Annotated in this window: 9 protein-coding genes; 5 read left to right on the plus strand and 4 right to left on the minus strand. The window is 61.6% G+C overall.

Annotated features, from left to right (window positions below; translation table 11 throughout):
* Positions 1 to 47 precede the first annotated feature (47 nt).
* From NNJEOMEG_RS04755 to NNJEOMEG_RS04765, 3 genes are read right to left on the minus strand one after another with little or no spacing between them, the layout of a single operon-like run.
* The gene (locus NNJEOMEG_RS04755; RefSeq protein ID WP_173081848.1) at positions 48 to 545 is read right to left on the minus strand and encodes a nucleotide exchange factor GrpE; all 498 of its coding nucleotides are present in this window, start codon (positions 543 to 545) and stop codon (positions 48 to 50) included.
* A 51-nt stretch (positions 546 to 596) separates the two neighbouring features.
* Complete coding sequence (gene hrcA, locus NNJEOMEG_RS04760) at positions 597 to 1,637, minus strand: heat-inducible transcriptional repressor HrcA (RefSeq protein WP_173081850.1); 1,041 nt, start codon at positions 1,635 to 1,637, stop codon at positions 597 to 599.
* Between the two features lie 55 nt (positions 1,638 to 1,692).
* On the minus strand, positions 1,693 to 2,940 hold the full coding sequence (locus NNJEOMEG_RS04765; protein ID WP_173081852.1) for a histidine kinase: 1,248 nt from the start codon (positions 2,938 to 2,940) through the stop codon (positions 1,693 to 1,695).
* A 627-nt stretch (positions 2,941 to 3,567) separates the two neighbouring features.
* Here NNJEOMEG_RS04765 and NNJEOMEG_RS04770 point away from each other — a divergent pair.
* Positions 3,568 to 6,594, plus strand: a complete 3,027-nt coding sequence (locus tag NNJEOMEG_RS04770) for a chemotaxis protein CheB (RefSeq protein ID WP_173081854.1) — start codon at positions 3,568 to 3,570, stop codon at positions 6,592 to 6,594.
* A gap of 9 nt (positions 6,595 to 6,603) precedes the next feature.
* A complete protein-coding gene (locus NNJEOMEG_RS04775) occupies positions 6,604 to 9,207 on the plus strand; it encodes a PAS domain-containing hybrid sensor histidine kinase/response regulator (protein ID WP_173081856.1) in 2,604 nt (867 codons plus the stop codon).
* A gap of 385 nt (positions 9,208 to 9,592) precedes the next feature.
* Here NNJEOMEG_RS04775 and NNJEOMEG_RS04780 read toward each other — a convergent pair whose 3' ends face one another.
* On the minus strand, positions 9,593 to 10,384 hold the full coding sequence (locus tag NNJEOMEG_RS04780) for a formate dehydrogenase accessory sulfurtransferase FdhD (RefSeq protein WP_173081859.1): 792 nt from the start codon (positions 10,382 to 10,384) through the stop codon (positions 9,593 to 9,595).
* 159 nt (positions 10,385 to 10,543) lie between these two features.
* Here NNJEOMEG_RS04780 and NNJEOMEG_RS04785 point away from each other — a divergent pair, with 159 nt between their 5' ends.
* From NNJEOMEG_RS04785 to NNJEOMEG_RS04795, 3 genes are read left to right on the plus strand one after another with little or no spacing between them, the layout of a single operon-like run.
* Positions 10,544 to 11,314: a 4Fe-4S dicluster domain-containing protein gene (locus NNJEOMEG_RS04785; protein ID WP_173081861.1), complete on the plus strand. Its 771-nt coding sequence runs from the start codon at positions 10,544 to 10,546 to the stop codon at positions 11,312 to 11,314.
* A complete protein-coding gene (locus tag NNJEOMEG_RS04790) occupies positions 11,311 to 13,440 on the plus strand; it encodes an aldehyde ferredoxin oxidoreductase (protein WP_173081863.1) in 2,130 nt (709 codons plus the stop codon). The genes NNJEOMEG_RS04785 and NNJEOMEG_RS04790 overlap by 4 nt, the downstream gene beginning before the upstream one ends.
* On the plus strand, positions 13,424 to 14,008 hold the full coding sequence (locus NNJEOMEG_RS04795) for a YdhW C-terminal domain-containing protein (RefSeq protein ID WP_173081865.1): 585 nt from the start codon (positions 13,424 to 13,426) through the stop codon (positions 14,006 to 14,008). The genes NNJEOMEG_RS04790 and NNJEOMEG_RS04795 overlap by 17 nt, the downstream gene beginning before the upstream one ends.
* Positions 14,009 to 14,071: the final 63 nt, after the last annotated feature.

The following is a 14,071-nucleotide window of genomic DNA, read 5'->3' on the forward strand; positions in this document are numbered from 1 at the left end:
GCCACCTTTTTGCCTCGCAATGCGCGTGATTCCGGGTGGAGGGGGCGCTACTGGCTCACCATCACCTTGGCCGGGCGCAGAAGCCTGCCGCGCAGGCGGTATCCGGCCTGCATCACCGAAAGAACGTGGCCCGGGGCCATGCCGCCGCCGGGCTGCGCGCCCACGGCCTCGTGGATTTCGGGGTTGAACTCCTCGCCGGGGGCGCCGCAAGGCTCCAGCCCGTGGCGGGCCAGGGTGTCCAGGAACACCTTGCGGGTCATCTCCACGCCCAGCACCACGTCCTTGCAGCCGGGCACGGCCGCGCCGTGGGCCAGGGCCAGGTCCAGGTTGTCCAGCACGGGCAGGAGGTCGGCCAGCACGGATTCGGCGGCGTAGCGCACGAATTCCTCTTTCTCGCGGATCAGGCGTTTCTTCAGGTTTTCCGTCTCGGCCAGGGCGCGCAGGCGCTTGTCGGCCTCGGCGGCCACCTCCTGCTTGAGCTTCTCCACCTGCTCCTCCAGGGAGAGGGGGGCTTCGGCGGGGGCGTCGTTTTCGGGCGTGGTCATGGATGGCTCCTCCGAAAGGGCTTCAAGGGAATGGAAGGGTCCGGGGGGACCTTAGAAATGTTTGTCCAGCATGGCGGTGATGAGCTTGGCGGTGTAGTTCACCAGGGGCACCACCTCGGCGTAGTCCATGCGGAGGGGGCCGATGACGCTCACGGAGCCCACGGGGGTCTGGGCGCCTCCGTAGGGGGCGCTCACCAGGCCGCAGCCCGAGAGGTCGGCCACGTGGGACTCGTTGCCCAGGATCACCACGGTGCGGTACTGGGCGATGGTCTTGTCCAGCACGTCCAGGAGCCTCGCGCGGTCCTGCAGCGCGCCCAGCACCTCGCGCATGGCCCCCATGTCGGAGAACTCGGGCTGGGCGAGCATGTTGAGCGTGCCTTCCAGGTAGACCTCGGGGCTCTCGGGGGCGTCGAAGGCCTCCATGGCCAGGCGCAGGGCGCGCCCGGTCAGGTCGGAGAGTTCGCGCTCGGCGGCGGCCATTTCGGCCAGGATGCGCGCGCGCACCTCGGAGACCGCGAGGTTCTGGAAATGGTGGTTGAGGTAGTTGCCGAAGTGCACCAGGTCGTCGGCGGCGATGTCCTCGCCCACGGCCACCAGGCGCTTCTGCACCAGGCCGCCCTGGAGCACCAGGATGCCCATGACAAGCCCCGGACGCAGGAGCACGAAGTCGATCTGCCGCCAGCGGGCCTGGTCCGGCCTGGGGGCCGTGACCACGCAGGCCTGGCGCGACACCGAGGAGACCAGCCGGGAGGCGTGGCGCAGGATGGTGTCGATCTCCAGGCCGGCCTGGCCCAGGGAGGCGGCCATCATTTCCTTGAGGGGCTCGGGCAGGGGGCGGATGCGCATCACCTCGTCGAGGTAGAGGCGGAAGGCCTTCTCGGTGGGCACGCGCCCTGCCGAGGTGTGGGGCTGGCCCAGGTAGCCCTTGTCGGCCAGGTCGGACATGGTGTTGCGGATGGAGGCGGGCGAAAGCCGTATCCCCCCGGCCTTGGAGACCGTGCGCGAGCCCACGGGCTGGGCCTTGGCGATGTAGTCCTCCAGGATGGTGGCGAGGACTTCTTTTTCGCGTGGGAGGAGCGGGGCGTCGCTCATGTTTGGCACTCACCTCTTGAGAGTGCCAGAGAGCTAACAACGCCCCGGCGGGCTGTCAAGAATGGCTGCCGTGGTGTTGGTGCTCCAGGTCGAGCACTTCCTGGCCGCGCACGTAGGGCATGAGCACGGGCTTGTCCACCTGGGTGAGCAGGTTGCCGATGGCGGCCTTGAGGCGCAGGATGGCCTCGGCCACGCCCTTGAGGCTGTCCACCTTGCGGTCCACGTCCAGGTCGATGAGCAGCTTGCGCAGGCGGCTGATCTCTTCGGCCAGGTCGTGCACGTCGCGGTCGGGCTGGGGGCGGTCCAGGGCCGTCTTCACCTCTCCGGCGATGGCCTCGAGCTCTTCGAGCACCATGGAGTTGTAGTTCATCATGATGCCCAGGACGTTGTTGCCCACGTGGGCCATGCCGCCCGCGGCCTTGGCCAGGGCGTCCTTGCCCACTTCGAGCTGGCGGCCCACGGTGAGCGAGACGATCTTGGAGGCGTCGGCCAGGAACTGGGGCTCGTAGCGGTCGAAGAAGCCGGGGTGGTGGGAGTAGAGGTTGATGGCCCCGAAGGCGTCGCAGTCGGAGACGCGCAGGATGAAGGCCAGGCGGGAGCGGTAGCCCTCCTGGTAGGCCATGCAGTCGATGGATTCGCCGCCGCGTTCCAGGCCGCGCAGGTCGTTGGAGAGCACGTGGAACACCCCGCGCTCGTTGACGGCGCGCATGACGGGGTGGGTGTCCATGGAGTCTTCCATGATCCACACGAAGATGGGGGTCTGCTTTTCCTCGGCGTCGGAGGCGGCCACGTTGATCCAGTTGCCTTCCTCGTCGCGCAGGCGGCAGACGAAGAGGTCGGCCCCCAGCTCGCGCAGGAGCACCTCGCCGGAGCGTTCCAGGATCTCCTCGGCCGTGGTGAATTCCTGCCCGGCCTCGACGAGCGCGTAGATGATCTCGGTCATCAGCGTGCTGGATTCGTAGGCGCGCTTGAGCAGCTCGAAGCGGTGCTCCAGCTGGATGAAGTGCGGGTGGCAGTGGCGCAGGCGCTCGATGCGCGAGGACTTGATGCGGTCGAGGTCGAGCCGGAGTTCGGTGAGCGCGCAGAGGAGTTCGCCCCAGTCGCGCACGGGCTGTTCCAGGTTGTGGAAGTCCGGGCGTTTCACCAGGGTGACGAGGCTCGTCTTGAGGGACACCAGCAGGTGCATGATGGCCACGCGGACAGGGGGCGGTGCGTCGTCCAGGAGCTTGGTGACGAGGCAGCGCATGTCCAGGCGGCTCTCGAACCGGCAGGCCTTGGCAAGGTCTTGCGAGAATTGGGGCATAGCGTGCGTGCGAGGATATAACAGCGTTGGGGAAAGGCAAGGGGAAAAAGAGGGCCGCGAAGGTCGTCACCTTCGCGGCCCAAGCCCTGAGGGAAGAGGCCGGCAGGCAGCCGGAATCTCTCGTCTCGAAGGGGTGACGCCAGCAAGACGGCTGAAGTCTCGCGGCATCTCCCCACCACAACCAACCCGCCTTCTTAATAGCAAACGGGATGCCAAAGTTTGAGGAGGCTGGAAAAAGTTATAACCTGTTGATATTGCTCAGTCCGGCCAGAAAGGGGCGTACGATGCGTCCCCGAGGCCGCGAACCCGGCGACGCAGGGTGCGTTCTCAAGAACGCAGGGCGCGGTTGGCGGACGCTCCGGTTGGTGAAACCCATGCCGGGCAGGCTGGACGCGGCCGCTGAGTCGGGGCGAGACTTCTATTTGTAGCGCTTGGTGTTTGGGTTGGATCAAAGTGATCGATTCGTCGGGCGAAAGATTTCATATCACGGAGGGCCCTTTACCCCCGGATTCGCTTGTCTCAATTCACCATAAGTGGGATAATCAGCTAAATAGGTATGATCGCGACAAATGGGACATCAGAATCTTCGTGAGCGAATGTTCATGCCACCCACAGGGAGACCGTCTAATGGCCAAGAAAAAGGCACCGCCGAAGTCTAAACCCACGACTAGCCCCAAGGCTTCGGTTGAGACGCCCACCATCGACCCTGTGCAGCCCCCTGATCCATCTTTCCCCATAGTCGGGATCGGCGCATCTGCAGGAGGTTTGGCGGCTTTTGAGGCATTCTTCTCTGGCATGCCTGTTGAGACCGATCCAGGCATGGCCTTTGTGCTGGTTCAACATCTGGCCCCTGACCACAAAAGCATCCTCACCGACCTTATCCGGCGCTATACCCGCATGCAGGTGTTCGAGGTAGAGGATGGGATGGTAGTGAAGCCTAACTGCGCGTACATCATTCCGCCCAATCGGGATATGGCCTTTCTGAATGGCACGCTCCAATTATTGGAACCTTTAGCTCCCCGAGGACAGCGTCTGCCGATTGATTTCTTTTTCCGGTCCCTGGCCCAAGATCAACGCGAGAAGGCCATAGCCATAGTGCTCTCTGGAACCGGAAGTGATGGAACTATGGGGGTTCGGGCCATCAAGGGCGAAGGGGGCATGGTCATGGCCCAGAAACCCGAGTCCACCGAGTATGATGGAATGCCGCGAAGCGCCCTTGCCACCGGCCTAGTTGATTTCGAATTGCCACCAGCCGAGATGCCAGCCCAGATAATCAGCTACGTCGTCCATGCATTCGGCAAGCCCCCTCGGCAGGTAACAGCTCTTCCGCTCAAGACAGAAAGCACTCTAAAAAAGATTTTCATCCTCCTTCGTGCACAGACCAGTCATGATTTTTCCCAGTATAAGCCGAGCACGATTCATCGCCGGATTGAACGACGAATGGCAGTTCATCAGATCGATACGATGGACGGCTACGTCAAGTGTTTGCAACGGACCCCCGCTGAAGTTGAAGCCCTCTTTCGTGATCTGTTGATCGGCGTAACCAATTTCTTTCGCGATCCTGCTGCCTTTAAAGCCCTTGAAGAACAAATTATCCCGAAACTCTTTGCCGGTAAGTCCCCAGGCTCTCTGATTCGCATTTGGTCGCCAGGATGCTCGACAGGTGAAGAGGCATACTCTTTGGCCATCCTCCTGCAAGAGCGAATGGATGATTTGAAACAGAGCTTCAAAGTCCAAATTTTCGCCACCGACATTGACAGCCAGTCGATTGGAACAGCCCGCAGCGGTCTTTATCCTGCTAGCATTTCCTCTGACATCTCTGAAGAACGTTTAGCTCGATTTTTCTCTGTTGAGGCTGACGGGGTCGCGTACCGAGTTAATAAAGGCATCCGGGACATGCTTGTCTTTTCTGAGCAGAATGTGATCAAGGACCCACCCTTCTCCAAACTCGACCTGATTAGTTGTCGTAATCTGCTTATTTATTTGGACGGGGACTTGCAGAAGAAGATTATTCCACTTTTTCACTACGCCTTGAACCCTGGCGGCTTCCTTTTTCTGGGAACCTCGGAAACTGTTGGCGAGTTCGGCGACCTATTTTCTACGCTTGAAAGAAAGTTGAAGATTTACCAGCGCAAAGGGGATGTCCTGGGTTCTCACCGCATACCCCTAGGGCAATTCCTGCCACCCATGACTGCGTTGGATGCTAGACGCCCATTAGGAGCATCAAGGGGAGTTGACACTAGTAATCTACCTATGCGGGAATTAACTGAAAAAACACTTCTGCAACAGTTTGATCCTGTCGCTGCCCTGGTCAACGGGCAAGGTGTCATTTTCTATCTACACGGTCGCTCTGGCCAGTATCTGGAACAGCCTCCGGGTGAAGTTGGTGTCGTAAATATTTTGAAAAATGCTCGCGAAGGGTTGCGGCGAGACTTGGCCACCGCCTTGCACAAAGCCGTCCAGACCAGAGAAGTCGTTCAGTTTTCTGGCCTTCGAGTTAAAACCAATGGCGACTTCACTTCGGTCAACCTGACCATTCGCCCGGTCATGACTGGCACTGGCGGAGTAACGGAATCACCCCTCTTTCTCGTCATCCTGGAGCAATCTCAATCACCCGCCAACGAGCAGGAAGGGATTTCCACCCCGCAGGCCCTCGAAGCTGACGGCATTTTGGGTTCAACTGTTGATGAGCGCATCACATCACTTAAACAAGAACTGCGAGCCAAGGAAGAGTATCTTCAAACTACTAACGAGGAACTGGAAACCTCTAACGAAGAACTCAAATCCTCGAACGAGGAGATGCAGTCGGTCAATGAAGAGCTCCAATCCACAAATGAAGAACTTGAGACATCCAAGGAAGAACTCCAATCGGTCAACGAAGAACTGGCGACGGTCAACTCTGAGCTCCAAACCAAGGTGGCGGATTTGTCGCGAGCCAACAACGATATGAACAACCTTCTGGCCGGTACGGGCATTGCCACCATCTTTGTTGATCATAAGTTACACATCCTTCGTTTCACCCCTGCCGCCACTCAGATAATCAACCTGATCCTGAGTGATGTGGGGAGACCAGTGCGCCATATCGTGTCAAATCTTGTCGGGTATGATAGCTTGGTGGCTGATGCGCAGGCCGTCCTTGATTCTCTGACCCCTAAAGAGACAGAAGTTCAGACGCTTGAAGGCAAGTGGTACACGATGCGCATTCGGCCTTATCGGACACTCGACAATGTGATTGAAGGCGTTGTGATCACGTTCTTCGATATCACTGAGATGAAAAAATCGCAGGATCTGCTTGCGCAGGCAAACGACCAGCTCCGTCTAGCTGTGGTTGTACGCGACTCCCAAGATGCCATCTTGATGCTGAATTTGGACGGGGGCATCATGGCCTGGAATCCTTCGGCTCAAAGGATATTCGGTTGGACCAAACAAGAAGCTTTGAGCATGAACATTCGTGACATCATCCCTCAAGATAAGCGCGAAGAAGAAATTAAAATACTTCGCCGAATCTCAGCGGGAGGCGAGCATGAACCGTATAAGGCGCAGCGTCTCACCAGGGATGGAAAGCTCGTGGCGGTATCGATACTGGCGACACCTCTTATCGGTGAGGCCGGTCAAGTTTATGCTCTCGCGACCACGGAGCGACCTTTGCTCTGAGGGGGAACCATGACGAAGGACAAGCTGCGCCAGGAAGCGGAGAAACGCGTATTGGCAAGTGAGACCAAGAACGATCGCGCTCTTTTACTCGAAGAAACACAGCAGGTTCTTCACGAACTCCGCGTCCACCAGATTGAGTTGGAGATGCAGAACGAGGAACTGCGTCTAGCTCAGGCAGAGTTGGATGCCGGGCGGGCGCGCTATTTTGATCTTTATGACCTGGCACCCATTGGGTATCTCACCCTTACGGATAGGGGGTTTATCCAGGAGGCTAACCTCACTGTTGCGACCCTGCTAGGTGTTCCCCGGACCGAGCTTATCAAGCAGCCGTTAAGCCGATTCATCCATGTAGAGTTCCAGGGTCAGTACTACCACCACCGCAAGAAGCTCCTTGAGACAAGTGAGTCGCAGGTATGGGAACTATTGATGGTTAAAATGGATGGCACGCCTTTTTGGGCGAGCCTTTCCTCCGCGGTCACTCGAGACTTCGAGGGAATCATTGTATACCGCGTCGTGATAAGCGACATCACAGAACGCAAGCAGGCTGAAGAGGGCTTGCTGAAGAGTGAAGCGCATCTCCGCATTATCTCCGAAAACACATACGACTGGGAATACTGGCGAGCCCCGGACGGTAAGTACGTTTGGGTTTCCCCTTCGTGCAAAGCCATCTCTGGCTTCGCACCGGAAGAGTTTACAAAGGACGAACCACTCTCGATCCTTGAGATAGTTCACCCAAAAGACCGGGGAATCTGGAAAGAGCACCTGGAGGAATTGGACAAACTTCAGCATCAGCCTCAGGAAATAGAATTCAGAATAATCAAGCCCTCTGGCGATGTCGTCTGGATCAGCCATATCTGCAAATCAATCTTCAGCGATGAAGGCGTCTTCTTGGGCCGCCGTGTATGCAATCGAGACATAACGGAGCGAAAAACCATAGAGCAGGCTCTGACTTTTTTGGCCACCTGTTGCAGCGCACGTTCGGGGATGGGATTCTTCGAGACTCTTGCTAAGTATTTGGCTGAAACACTGGACATGGACTTCGTCTGCATTGATAGGCTGGAAGGGGACGGGCTTAACGCCAGAACTCTGGCTGTATATTTCGATGGGCATTTTGAAGACAACATCAGCTACGCATTGAAGGACACTCCTTGTGGGGATGTGGTGGGGAAGCAGACATGCTGTTTCCCCCGCGATGTGCGCGGGCTTTTCCCTAAAGATGAAGTCCTCCAAGACATGCTTGCCGAGAGCTATGTGGGCATCACCCTGTGGGATTCTGCCGGGCAACCCAACGGACTTATAGCGGTTATCGGTCGTCACCCCTTGAATGATTCCCGGCTTGCCGGGTCAATTCTTCAGTTAGCAGGTGTTCGAGCGGGAGGAGAGGTTGAACGTCTTCAGGCTTTAGAAGCACTCCAAATTGCGAAAAACTTTGCCGAGTCCGCAAACAGAGCAAAGTCCGAATTTCTGGCCAACATGAGTCACGAGATTCGTACGCCACTTAATGGCGTTCTGGGAATGCTGCAATTGCTAGACACTACAGCCCCGAATGAAGAACAGAAAGAATACATCCTTGCTGCTATAAAATCTTCAAATCGCTTGACTCGGCTGCTCTCCGATATCCTCGATATTTCAAGAGTCGAGGCGGGCAAGATGCAAGTCATCGAAGCCGAATTCGAATTTTACAATTTGAAAGAATCCATTATGGAGCTTTTTAAGTCAGCCGCAAAAGAGAAGAAGCTTGACTTGGATTTCACAGTAAGCCCGCAGATTCCCAAACGACTGATTGGAGATGAAGCGCGACTCCGGCAAGTGCTTTTCAACCTTGTTGGGAACGCTATTAAATTCACCGAGAAGGGGCATGTTGTTGTGGAGGCATCCGTGATTCAGCTCGACGATAAAGCGTCTTGCAGAGTCCTCTTCTCTGTTGAGGACACTGGAATAGGCATCCCGGATAATCGGTTAAAAGACCTCTTTGATCCTTTCGTCCAAGGAGGGGATACCTTCCGTCGTAACTTCCAAGGTGCAGGATTAGGCCTTTCCATCGTGCGCCGGTTGGTTAGTCTTATGGGGGGGGCCATCTCCGTTGACAATACAGAAAGCGGTGGGACTACCTTCTACTTTTCGCTGCCGTTTAAGCTCCCCGGGGGAAAGATGAATATTGACCTGGAGGAGGCTCGTTTGACTCCGGGCTTACCCAGCGAAACTCCCCTCCGTATCCTGTTGGCCGAAGACGATGCCGTAACCGCTATGGTTACAACGCGACTCTTCAACAAAGCGGGCTACTCTGTTACCGTCGCAACTGATGGGCAGGAAACCTTGAGGCTTTTGGGCGAACAGGATTTCGACATCATCCTTATGGATATCCAGATGCCTGTTATGGATGGAGTTGAGGCTACTAAAGCCATCAGATCTTCTTCGGCACTAGGCGTAAAGGCTAATATTCCCATCGTAGCCACGACAGCCTATTCTATGGTTGGAGACAGGGAGAAATTCCTGGCAGTCGGGATGAATGACTACATTGCTAAGCCGATTGACATTGTCGCTCTCAAGGAGATTGTCACGCGTATTATCGCAGGCTCGGCATCTACCACTCGGGTGTCAAGCAAGGAATGATGGGCGCTGGAAGGCTCTTGCTAGGGAATTTGGTGCCGAGCAGGTCAGGGAACTCACGAAAATACAATGAGGCCTGGAAAGGTTCCTGGACGGACAGTTCAAAGGCCGGATCATCCCGGACGAGGCCCGGGCGATACGTACCGTGTCATGCGCCGGAAAACCACCCGTGTTGCCCTCCGGCTCCGGTGTCATGGCCGTACGGGCTACAACGGACCCGGGGCTCGGCCTGGAGTTCGTCCGGGCTGCCGAGGTCTGCGCAGGGCCGGGACATTTGCCGGGTGCCGGGACCAATGCCCAAGCGATGCCGCCGAGCGTGGGCAGAGCTTGCGAGGGCGCTCCGAAAGAGGCGCTGCCGCTGTTTCTCGTGGGGCGTCAGGCGGCCGTGTCAGCGTGGTGAGCGGTCCGTGCCCGTGAGCCCGACGCTCCCGCTGTTGTGGTAGATCAGGCAGCCCTCGGGCGTGATGTCGCCCACCAGGGTGAGGCCCAGCTTGCGGGCCAGTTCCGCGCCGAGGCTGGTGGCCATGGAGCGGGAGGCCAGCACGGCGAAGCCGCAGCGCGCGGCCTTCAGGGCGATCTCCCCGGAGACGCGGCCCGTGGAGAGCAGGATCTTGTCGCGCGTGTCGATGCCCTCCAGCAGGCATTTCCCGGCGATGGTGTCGATGGCGTTGTGGCGGCCGATGTCCGGGCAGAAGAACAGGATCTCCCCGGCCGAGCACAGGGTGCTGTTGTGGCAGCCCCTGGTGGCCCGGTAGAGTTCCGAGCGCGCTTCGAGTTCCGCGGCCAGGGTCAGGAGCTGGCCGGGCGTGCAGACCGGGGCGTTCCGCTTCGCCGCCGCGCCCTCGGGCCCGCACCCGAGCGCGGCCAGTCCCTGGCCCGAGGTGAGGCTGAGCCGGGGCGCCACCGGGGCCTTGGAGACCAGCTCGATGCGGGCGACGAGGCCGTCCTCGCGCTCGTCGACGGCGATGTCCCCGATGTCCCGGGCCTGGCCGACGATGCCGTTGCAGAAGAGAAACCCGGCCGCCAGGTAGCGCGGATACAGGCCCGTGCACTGCAGGGTGGCCAGCTCCCTGCCGTTCACCAGCAGGAGCAGGCTCGTCTCCAGCACGGCGTTCACCGCGACCGGCCTGAGGCCTTCGGCGCTGTAGCTGATGGCCTCGCATTGCTTGTGGACATCCATGGATCGTTCCCGTCCGGCGGCGTGATGCCGGTTGCTCGCTTTGAGGGCTTGGTCTAGAAGGATACGGGCAAAAGAATGCGGGGCCAAGCCCTCGCGGGGCATCCTCCCGGGGCGTCCCTCGCGGAGGAACCTCCCGGGCGTCCGGGGGAGGAGGGGAGCATGAAGCGCTTTTGCGGGACCGGACCGATCGTCGAGGCGGCCGATCGTTGCGGCCTGGGGGGCGAACTCTCCCGGCGGGGTTTCCTGGTCTTTTCGGCCGGAGCGCTGGCGAGCATGGCGGCGCTCGGCGCGGCCAGGGTCTGGGGGGCCGGGGCGCCGCTGGTGATCCTGGAAAATCCCCAGGGCCTGCTCTTCGCCGATCCCGCGCGCTGCGTGGGCTGCCAGCGCTGCGAGCTGGCCTGCACGGAGTTCAACGACGCCGTGGCCGCTCCGTCGCTTTCCCGGATCAAGATTTCACGCAACCTCAACTTCGGCCCTGCCGGTCCTTCCGGCGCGCCGCTCCTGGGGGCCTACGGCAACGGCCTGGTGGTGCAGGGCCTCTGCCGCCAGTGCCCGCATCCGGTGCCCTGCGCCACGGCCTGCCCCCAGGACGCCATCGTTGAGGACAAGGCCACCGGGGCCAGGGTGGTGGACGAAGCGCGCTGCGTGGGCTGCCGCCTGTGCCAACGGGCGTGTCCCTACGCCATGATGGTCTTCGACGAGGGCAAGGGGAAGGCTTCCAAATGCTTCCTCTGCCAGGGCAGGCCGCGCTGCGTGGAGGCCTGCCCGGCCCAGGCCCTGCGCTACGCCCCCTGGCGCGACCTCACCCGCGAGAGCCCGGCTCTCGCTGCGGTGAGCGTCATTCCCCCGGAAAAGGCCGGGGCCTGCGCGGAGTGCCACGTCCCCGCGCGGAACACTCCGGTCAAAGAGCGGCCAAGGAGCGGATCATGACGCAAAGCCCCGGAGGATTCGCGGGCAGGGTGCTGCGGGTGGACCTGTCGAGCGGCAAGGTCAGCCGGGAGGATACGGCGGAGAAGTACGGCGACGTCCTGGGCGGCACGGGCATCGGCTACAGGGTGCTCTTCGACGAGGTGCCGGCCGGAACCGGGCCATTCGACCCGGCCAACAAGCTGGTGTTCGCCACCGGGGCCCTGGCCGGAACCGGCGTGCCCTGCAACGGACGCACGGCGGTTACGGCCGTCTTCCCCACGGTCTGGCCCGCCCCCCTGGCGGGCAGCGGCCACATGGGCGGCCAGTTCGCGGCCAAGCTCAAATACGCGGGCTACGACGCCCTGATCCTGGAAGGCCGCGCCGACAAACCGGTCTGGCTCTTCATCCGCGACGGCCGGGTGGAGCTGCGCGACGCCTCCAGGCTCTGGGGCGGCGGCATCCGGCGCGCCACGCTGGAAATCAGCCAGGAGATGGGGCCGGACTGCGTGGTGGCGGCCATCGGGCAGGCGGGCGAGCGGCTGGCCCCCCTGGCCATCGTGGCCAACAGCGTCTCGCATTCGGCGGGCGGCGTGGGCGGGGTGATGGGCTCGAAGAATCTCAAGGCCGTGGGGGTGCAGGGGTCGGGCTCGTTGCGCATCGCGGGGCCCAGGGACGAATGGGAGCGGCTGATCAAGCACCACCTCTCCCTCCTCGGGGCCAACAACCAGCACGTGGTCCCGGCCTTTCCCAGCCCCGAGTCGGAGTACTACAACCCGGGCTCGCGCTGGGTGGGCGAGCCGGGCAGGCGCTGGGGCGCGGCGGACCCTCCCGTGGAGATCACGGGCAGCATCCTCGACCTCAACCGCATCGCCTACCGCTCCAACAGCGCGGCCTTCTTCCTGGGCGAGCAGGCCTGGCGGCACACCGTGCGCGGCAACGGCTGCACGGCCTGTCCCATCCGCTGCCACACCGTCGTCAAGATGCCCTCGGTGGCGGCCAAGTACGGCATCAAGGAGGTGGGGCAGAACACCTGCGTCGGGCTGGTGTTCGGGCGCGCCTTCTTCCGGAACATGCCGGGCGGAAACAAGGGACTCGGCTCGCTCGAGGCCTGCATGGTGGGCATGCACCTGGCCGACGACTACGGGCTGTGGTGCAACTACGGCCAGCTGCAGCGCGACTTCGTGAAGCTGTATTCCGACGGAACCCTGAAGGCCAGGCTGCCCGCCAAGGAATACGCCTCCTACGACTGGGACAAGTACGACGCCGGGGACCCGGCCTTCCTCTTCGACCTGATCCCGCGCCTGAGCGAGCGCCAGGGCGAGCTGGGCCAGGTGATGAGCCAGGGCACGGCCGGGCTCTTCAGGCACTGGGGCCTCAAGGAGGAGGACTGGAAGCGCGACCACTCCACCCTCTACTGGAAGATGGGTCACCCCAAGCACCACGCCAACGAGGACGACGGCCAGTGCGGTGTGCTCATCAACACCCAGTACAACCGGGACGCCCAGTGCCACTCGCACACCAACTTCGTGCGCAACGGCCTGCCCATCGAGGAGCAGAAGCGGTTGGCCGGGGGGATCTGGGGCTCGCCCGACAGCGTGGACGCGGTGGGCGACTACAGGCCCATGAACGTCCACAAGGCCCGGCGGGCCAGATGGTCGCTGGTGCGCAAGGAGCTGCACGACAGCCTGGGGCTGTGCAACTGGATGGGGCCGTGGGTGGCCTCGCCCCTCAAGGAGCAGGGCTACCGGGGCGACGACAGCCTGGAATCGAAGCTCTTCAGCCTGGCCACCGGGCGCGCGACCAGCCGCGAAGAGCTGGACCTCATGGGCGAGCGCATCTTCACCCTGCACCGCGCCCTGACCATCCGGGACATGGGGACCCTCGCCATGCGCGAGAAACACGACCTGACGCCGGACTGGCTCTACGAGGACAAGCACGGCCAGCAGCCTTTCACCCAGGGGACCATCCGCATGGACCGCGCCGACATCGCAACGGCCCTGGACATGTTCTACGGGGTCATGGGCTGGGACAAGGCCAGCGGCGCGCCGACCCGCGAGACCTACGCGCGCCTCGGCCTGGACGGCGCGGCTTCGGCCCTTGAGCGCCTGAACCTCCTGCCGGGAGACGGGAATGAACCCGGAAAATGATCCGCTCCTCCTGGCGCGCGAGGCGGTGCGCCAGGCCAGCGCGCAGGCCAGGCTGGCCGGGCTGGGCGAGATCGTCGCCGCGGTGGCCGGACAGCCCGGCGGCGAGGCCCCGCAGGCCTCCGCAGCCCTTCCGGTCCCCGCGGCCCCTGAGGAAGGACTGGCCGCGCTGTTGGCCGAAAGCCTGGCCCGGGAGCCGGACATCGCCTCCTTCACGGGGCAGGACGGCGAAACCAAATACCACATGCCCGCCCTGCTGAGCCGCCACTACGCGGGCATCCTCGACCGCAGGGGGGACAAGGCGGAGCTCATCGCGGCCGAGGTGCGCATCAATTCCCGGGACTATCCCAGGCCCGTCAGGCTGGAACTCTTCGAGTGCCCGCCCTTCGCCCTCGCGCCCGAGGAGATCTCCGCCGCGCTGAAAGCCATGGCCGCAAGCGAGGCCTACGCCGACATCCGCTTCACGCAGAGCCCGGAGGGCGCGGTCTATCTCTTCTCCACGCGCCACCTGACCCGGGAATACGCAAGCTTCCTGGCCCGGCGCGACGAGGACATGGCCGGCAACCCCTGACCCGGCTTCCGGGACCGCCCCGTCCACATGCGCCCTCGGCCCGCGGCAGCGTCCGACCGTGTT

Source organism: Fundidesulfovibrio magnetotacticus (assembly GCF_013019105.1).
Taxonomy (GTDB): Bacteria; Desulfobacterota; Desulfovibrionia; order Desulfovibrionales; family Desulfovibrionaceae; genus Fundidesulfovibrio; species Fundidesulfovibrio magnetotacticus.

Bases quoted from the DNA above. Each gene is read 5' to 3' on its own strand.
- NNJEOMEG_RS04780 (WP_173081859.1), bottom strand. From the start codon at position 10,384: ATGGATGTCCACAAGCAATGCGAGGCCATCAGCTACAGCGCCGAAGGC.
- NNJEOMEG_RS04775 (WP_173081856.1), top strand. From the start codon at position 6,604: ATGACGAAGGACAAGCTGCGCCAGGAAGCGGAGAAACGCGTATTGGCA.
- NNJEOMEG_RS04755 (WP_173081848.1), bottom strand. From the start codon at position 545: ATGACCACGCCCGAAAACGACGCCCCCGCCGAAGCCCCCCTCTCCCTG.
- NNJEOMEG_RS04785 (WP_173081861.1), top strand. From the start codon at position 10,544: ATGAAGCGCTTTTGCGGGACCGGACCGATCGTCGAGGCGGCCGATCGT.
- NNJEOMEG_RS04765 (WP_173081852.1), bottom strand. From the start codon at position 2,940: ATGCCCCAATTCTCGCAAGACCTTGCCAAGGCCTGCCGGTTCGAGAGC.
- NNJEOMEG_RS04770 (WP_173081854.1), top strand. From the start codon at position 3,568: ATGGCCAAGAAAAAGGCACCGCCGAAGTCTAAACCCACGACTAGCCCC.
- NNJEOMEG_RS04790 (WP_173081863.1), top strand. From the start codon at position 11,311: ATGACGCAAAGCCCCGGAGGATTCGCGGGCAGGGTGCTGCGGGTGGAC.
- NNJEOMEG_RS04795 (WP_173081865.1), top strand. From the start codon at position 13,424: ATGAACCCGGAAAATGATCCGCTCCTCCTGGCGCGCGAGGCGGTGCGC.
- hrcA (WP_173081850.1), bottom strand. From the start codon at position 1,637: ATGAGCGACGCCCCGCTCCTCCCACGCGAAAAAGAAGTCCTCGCCACC.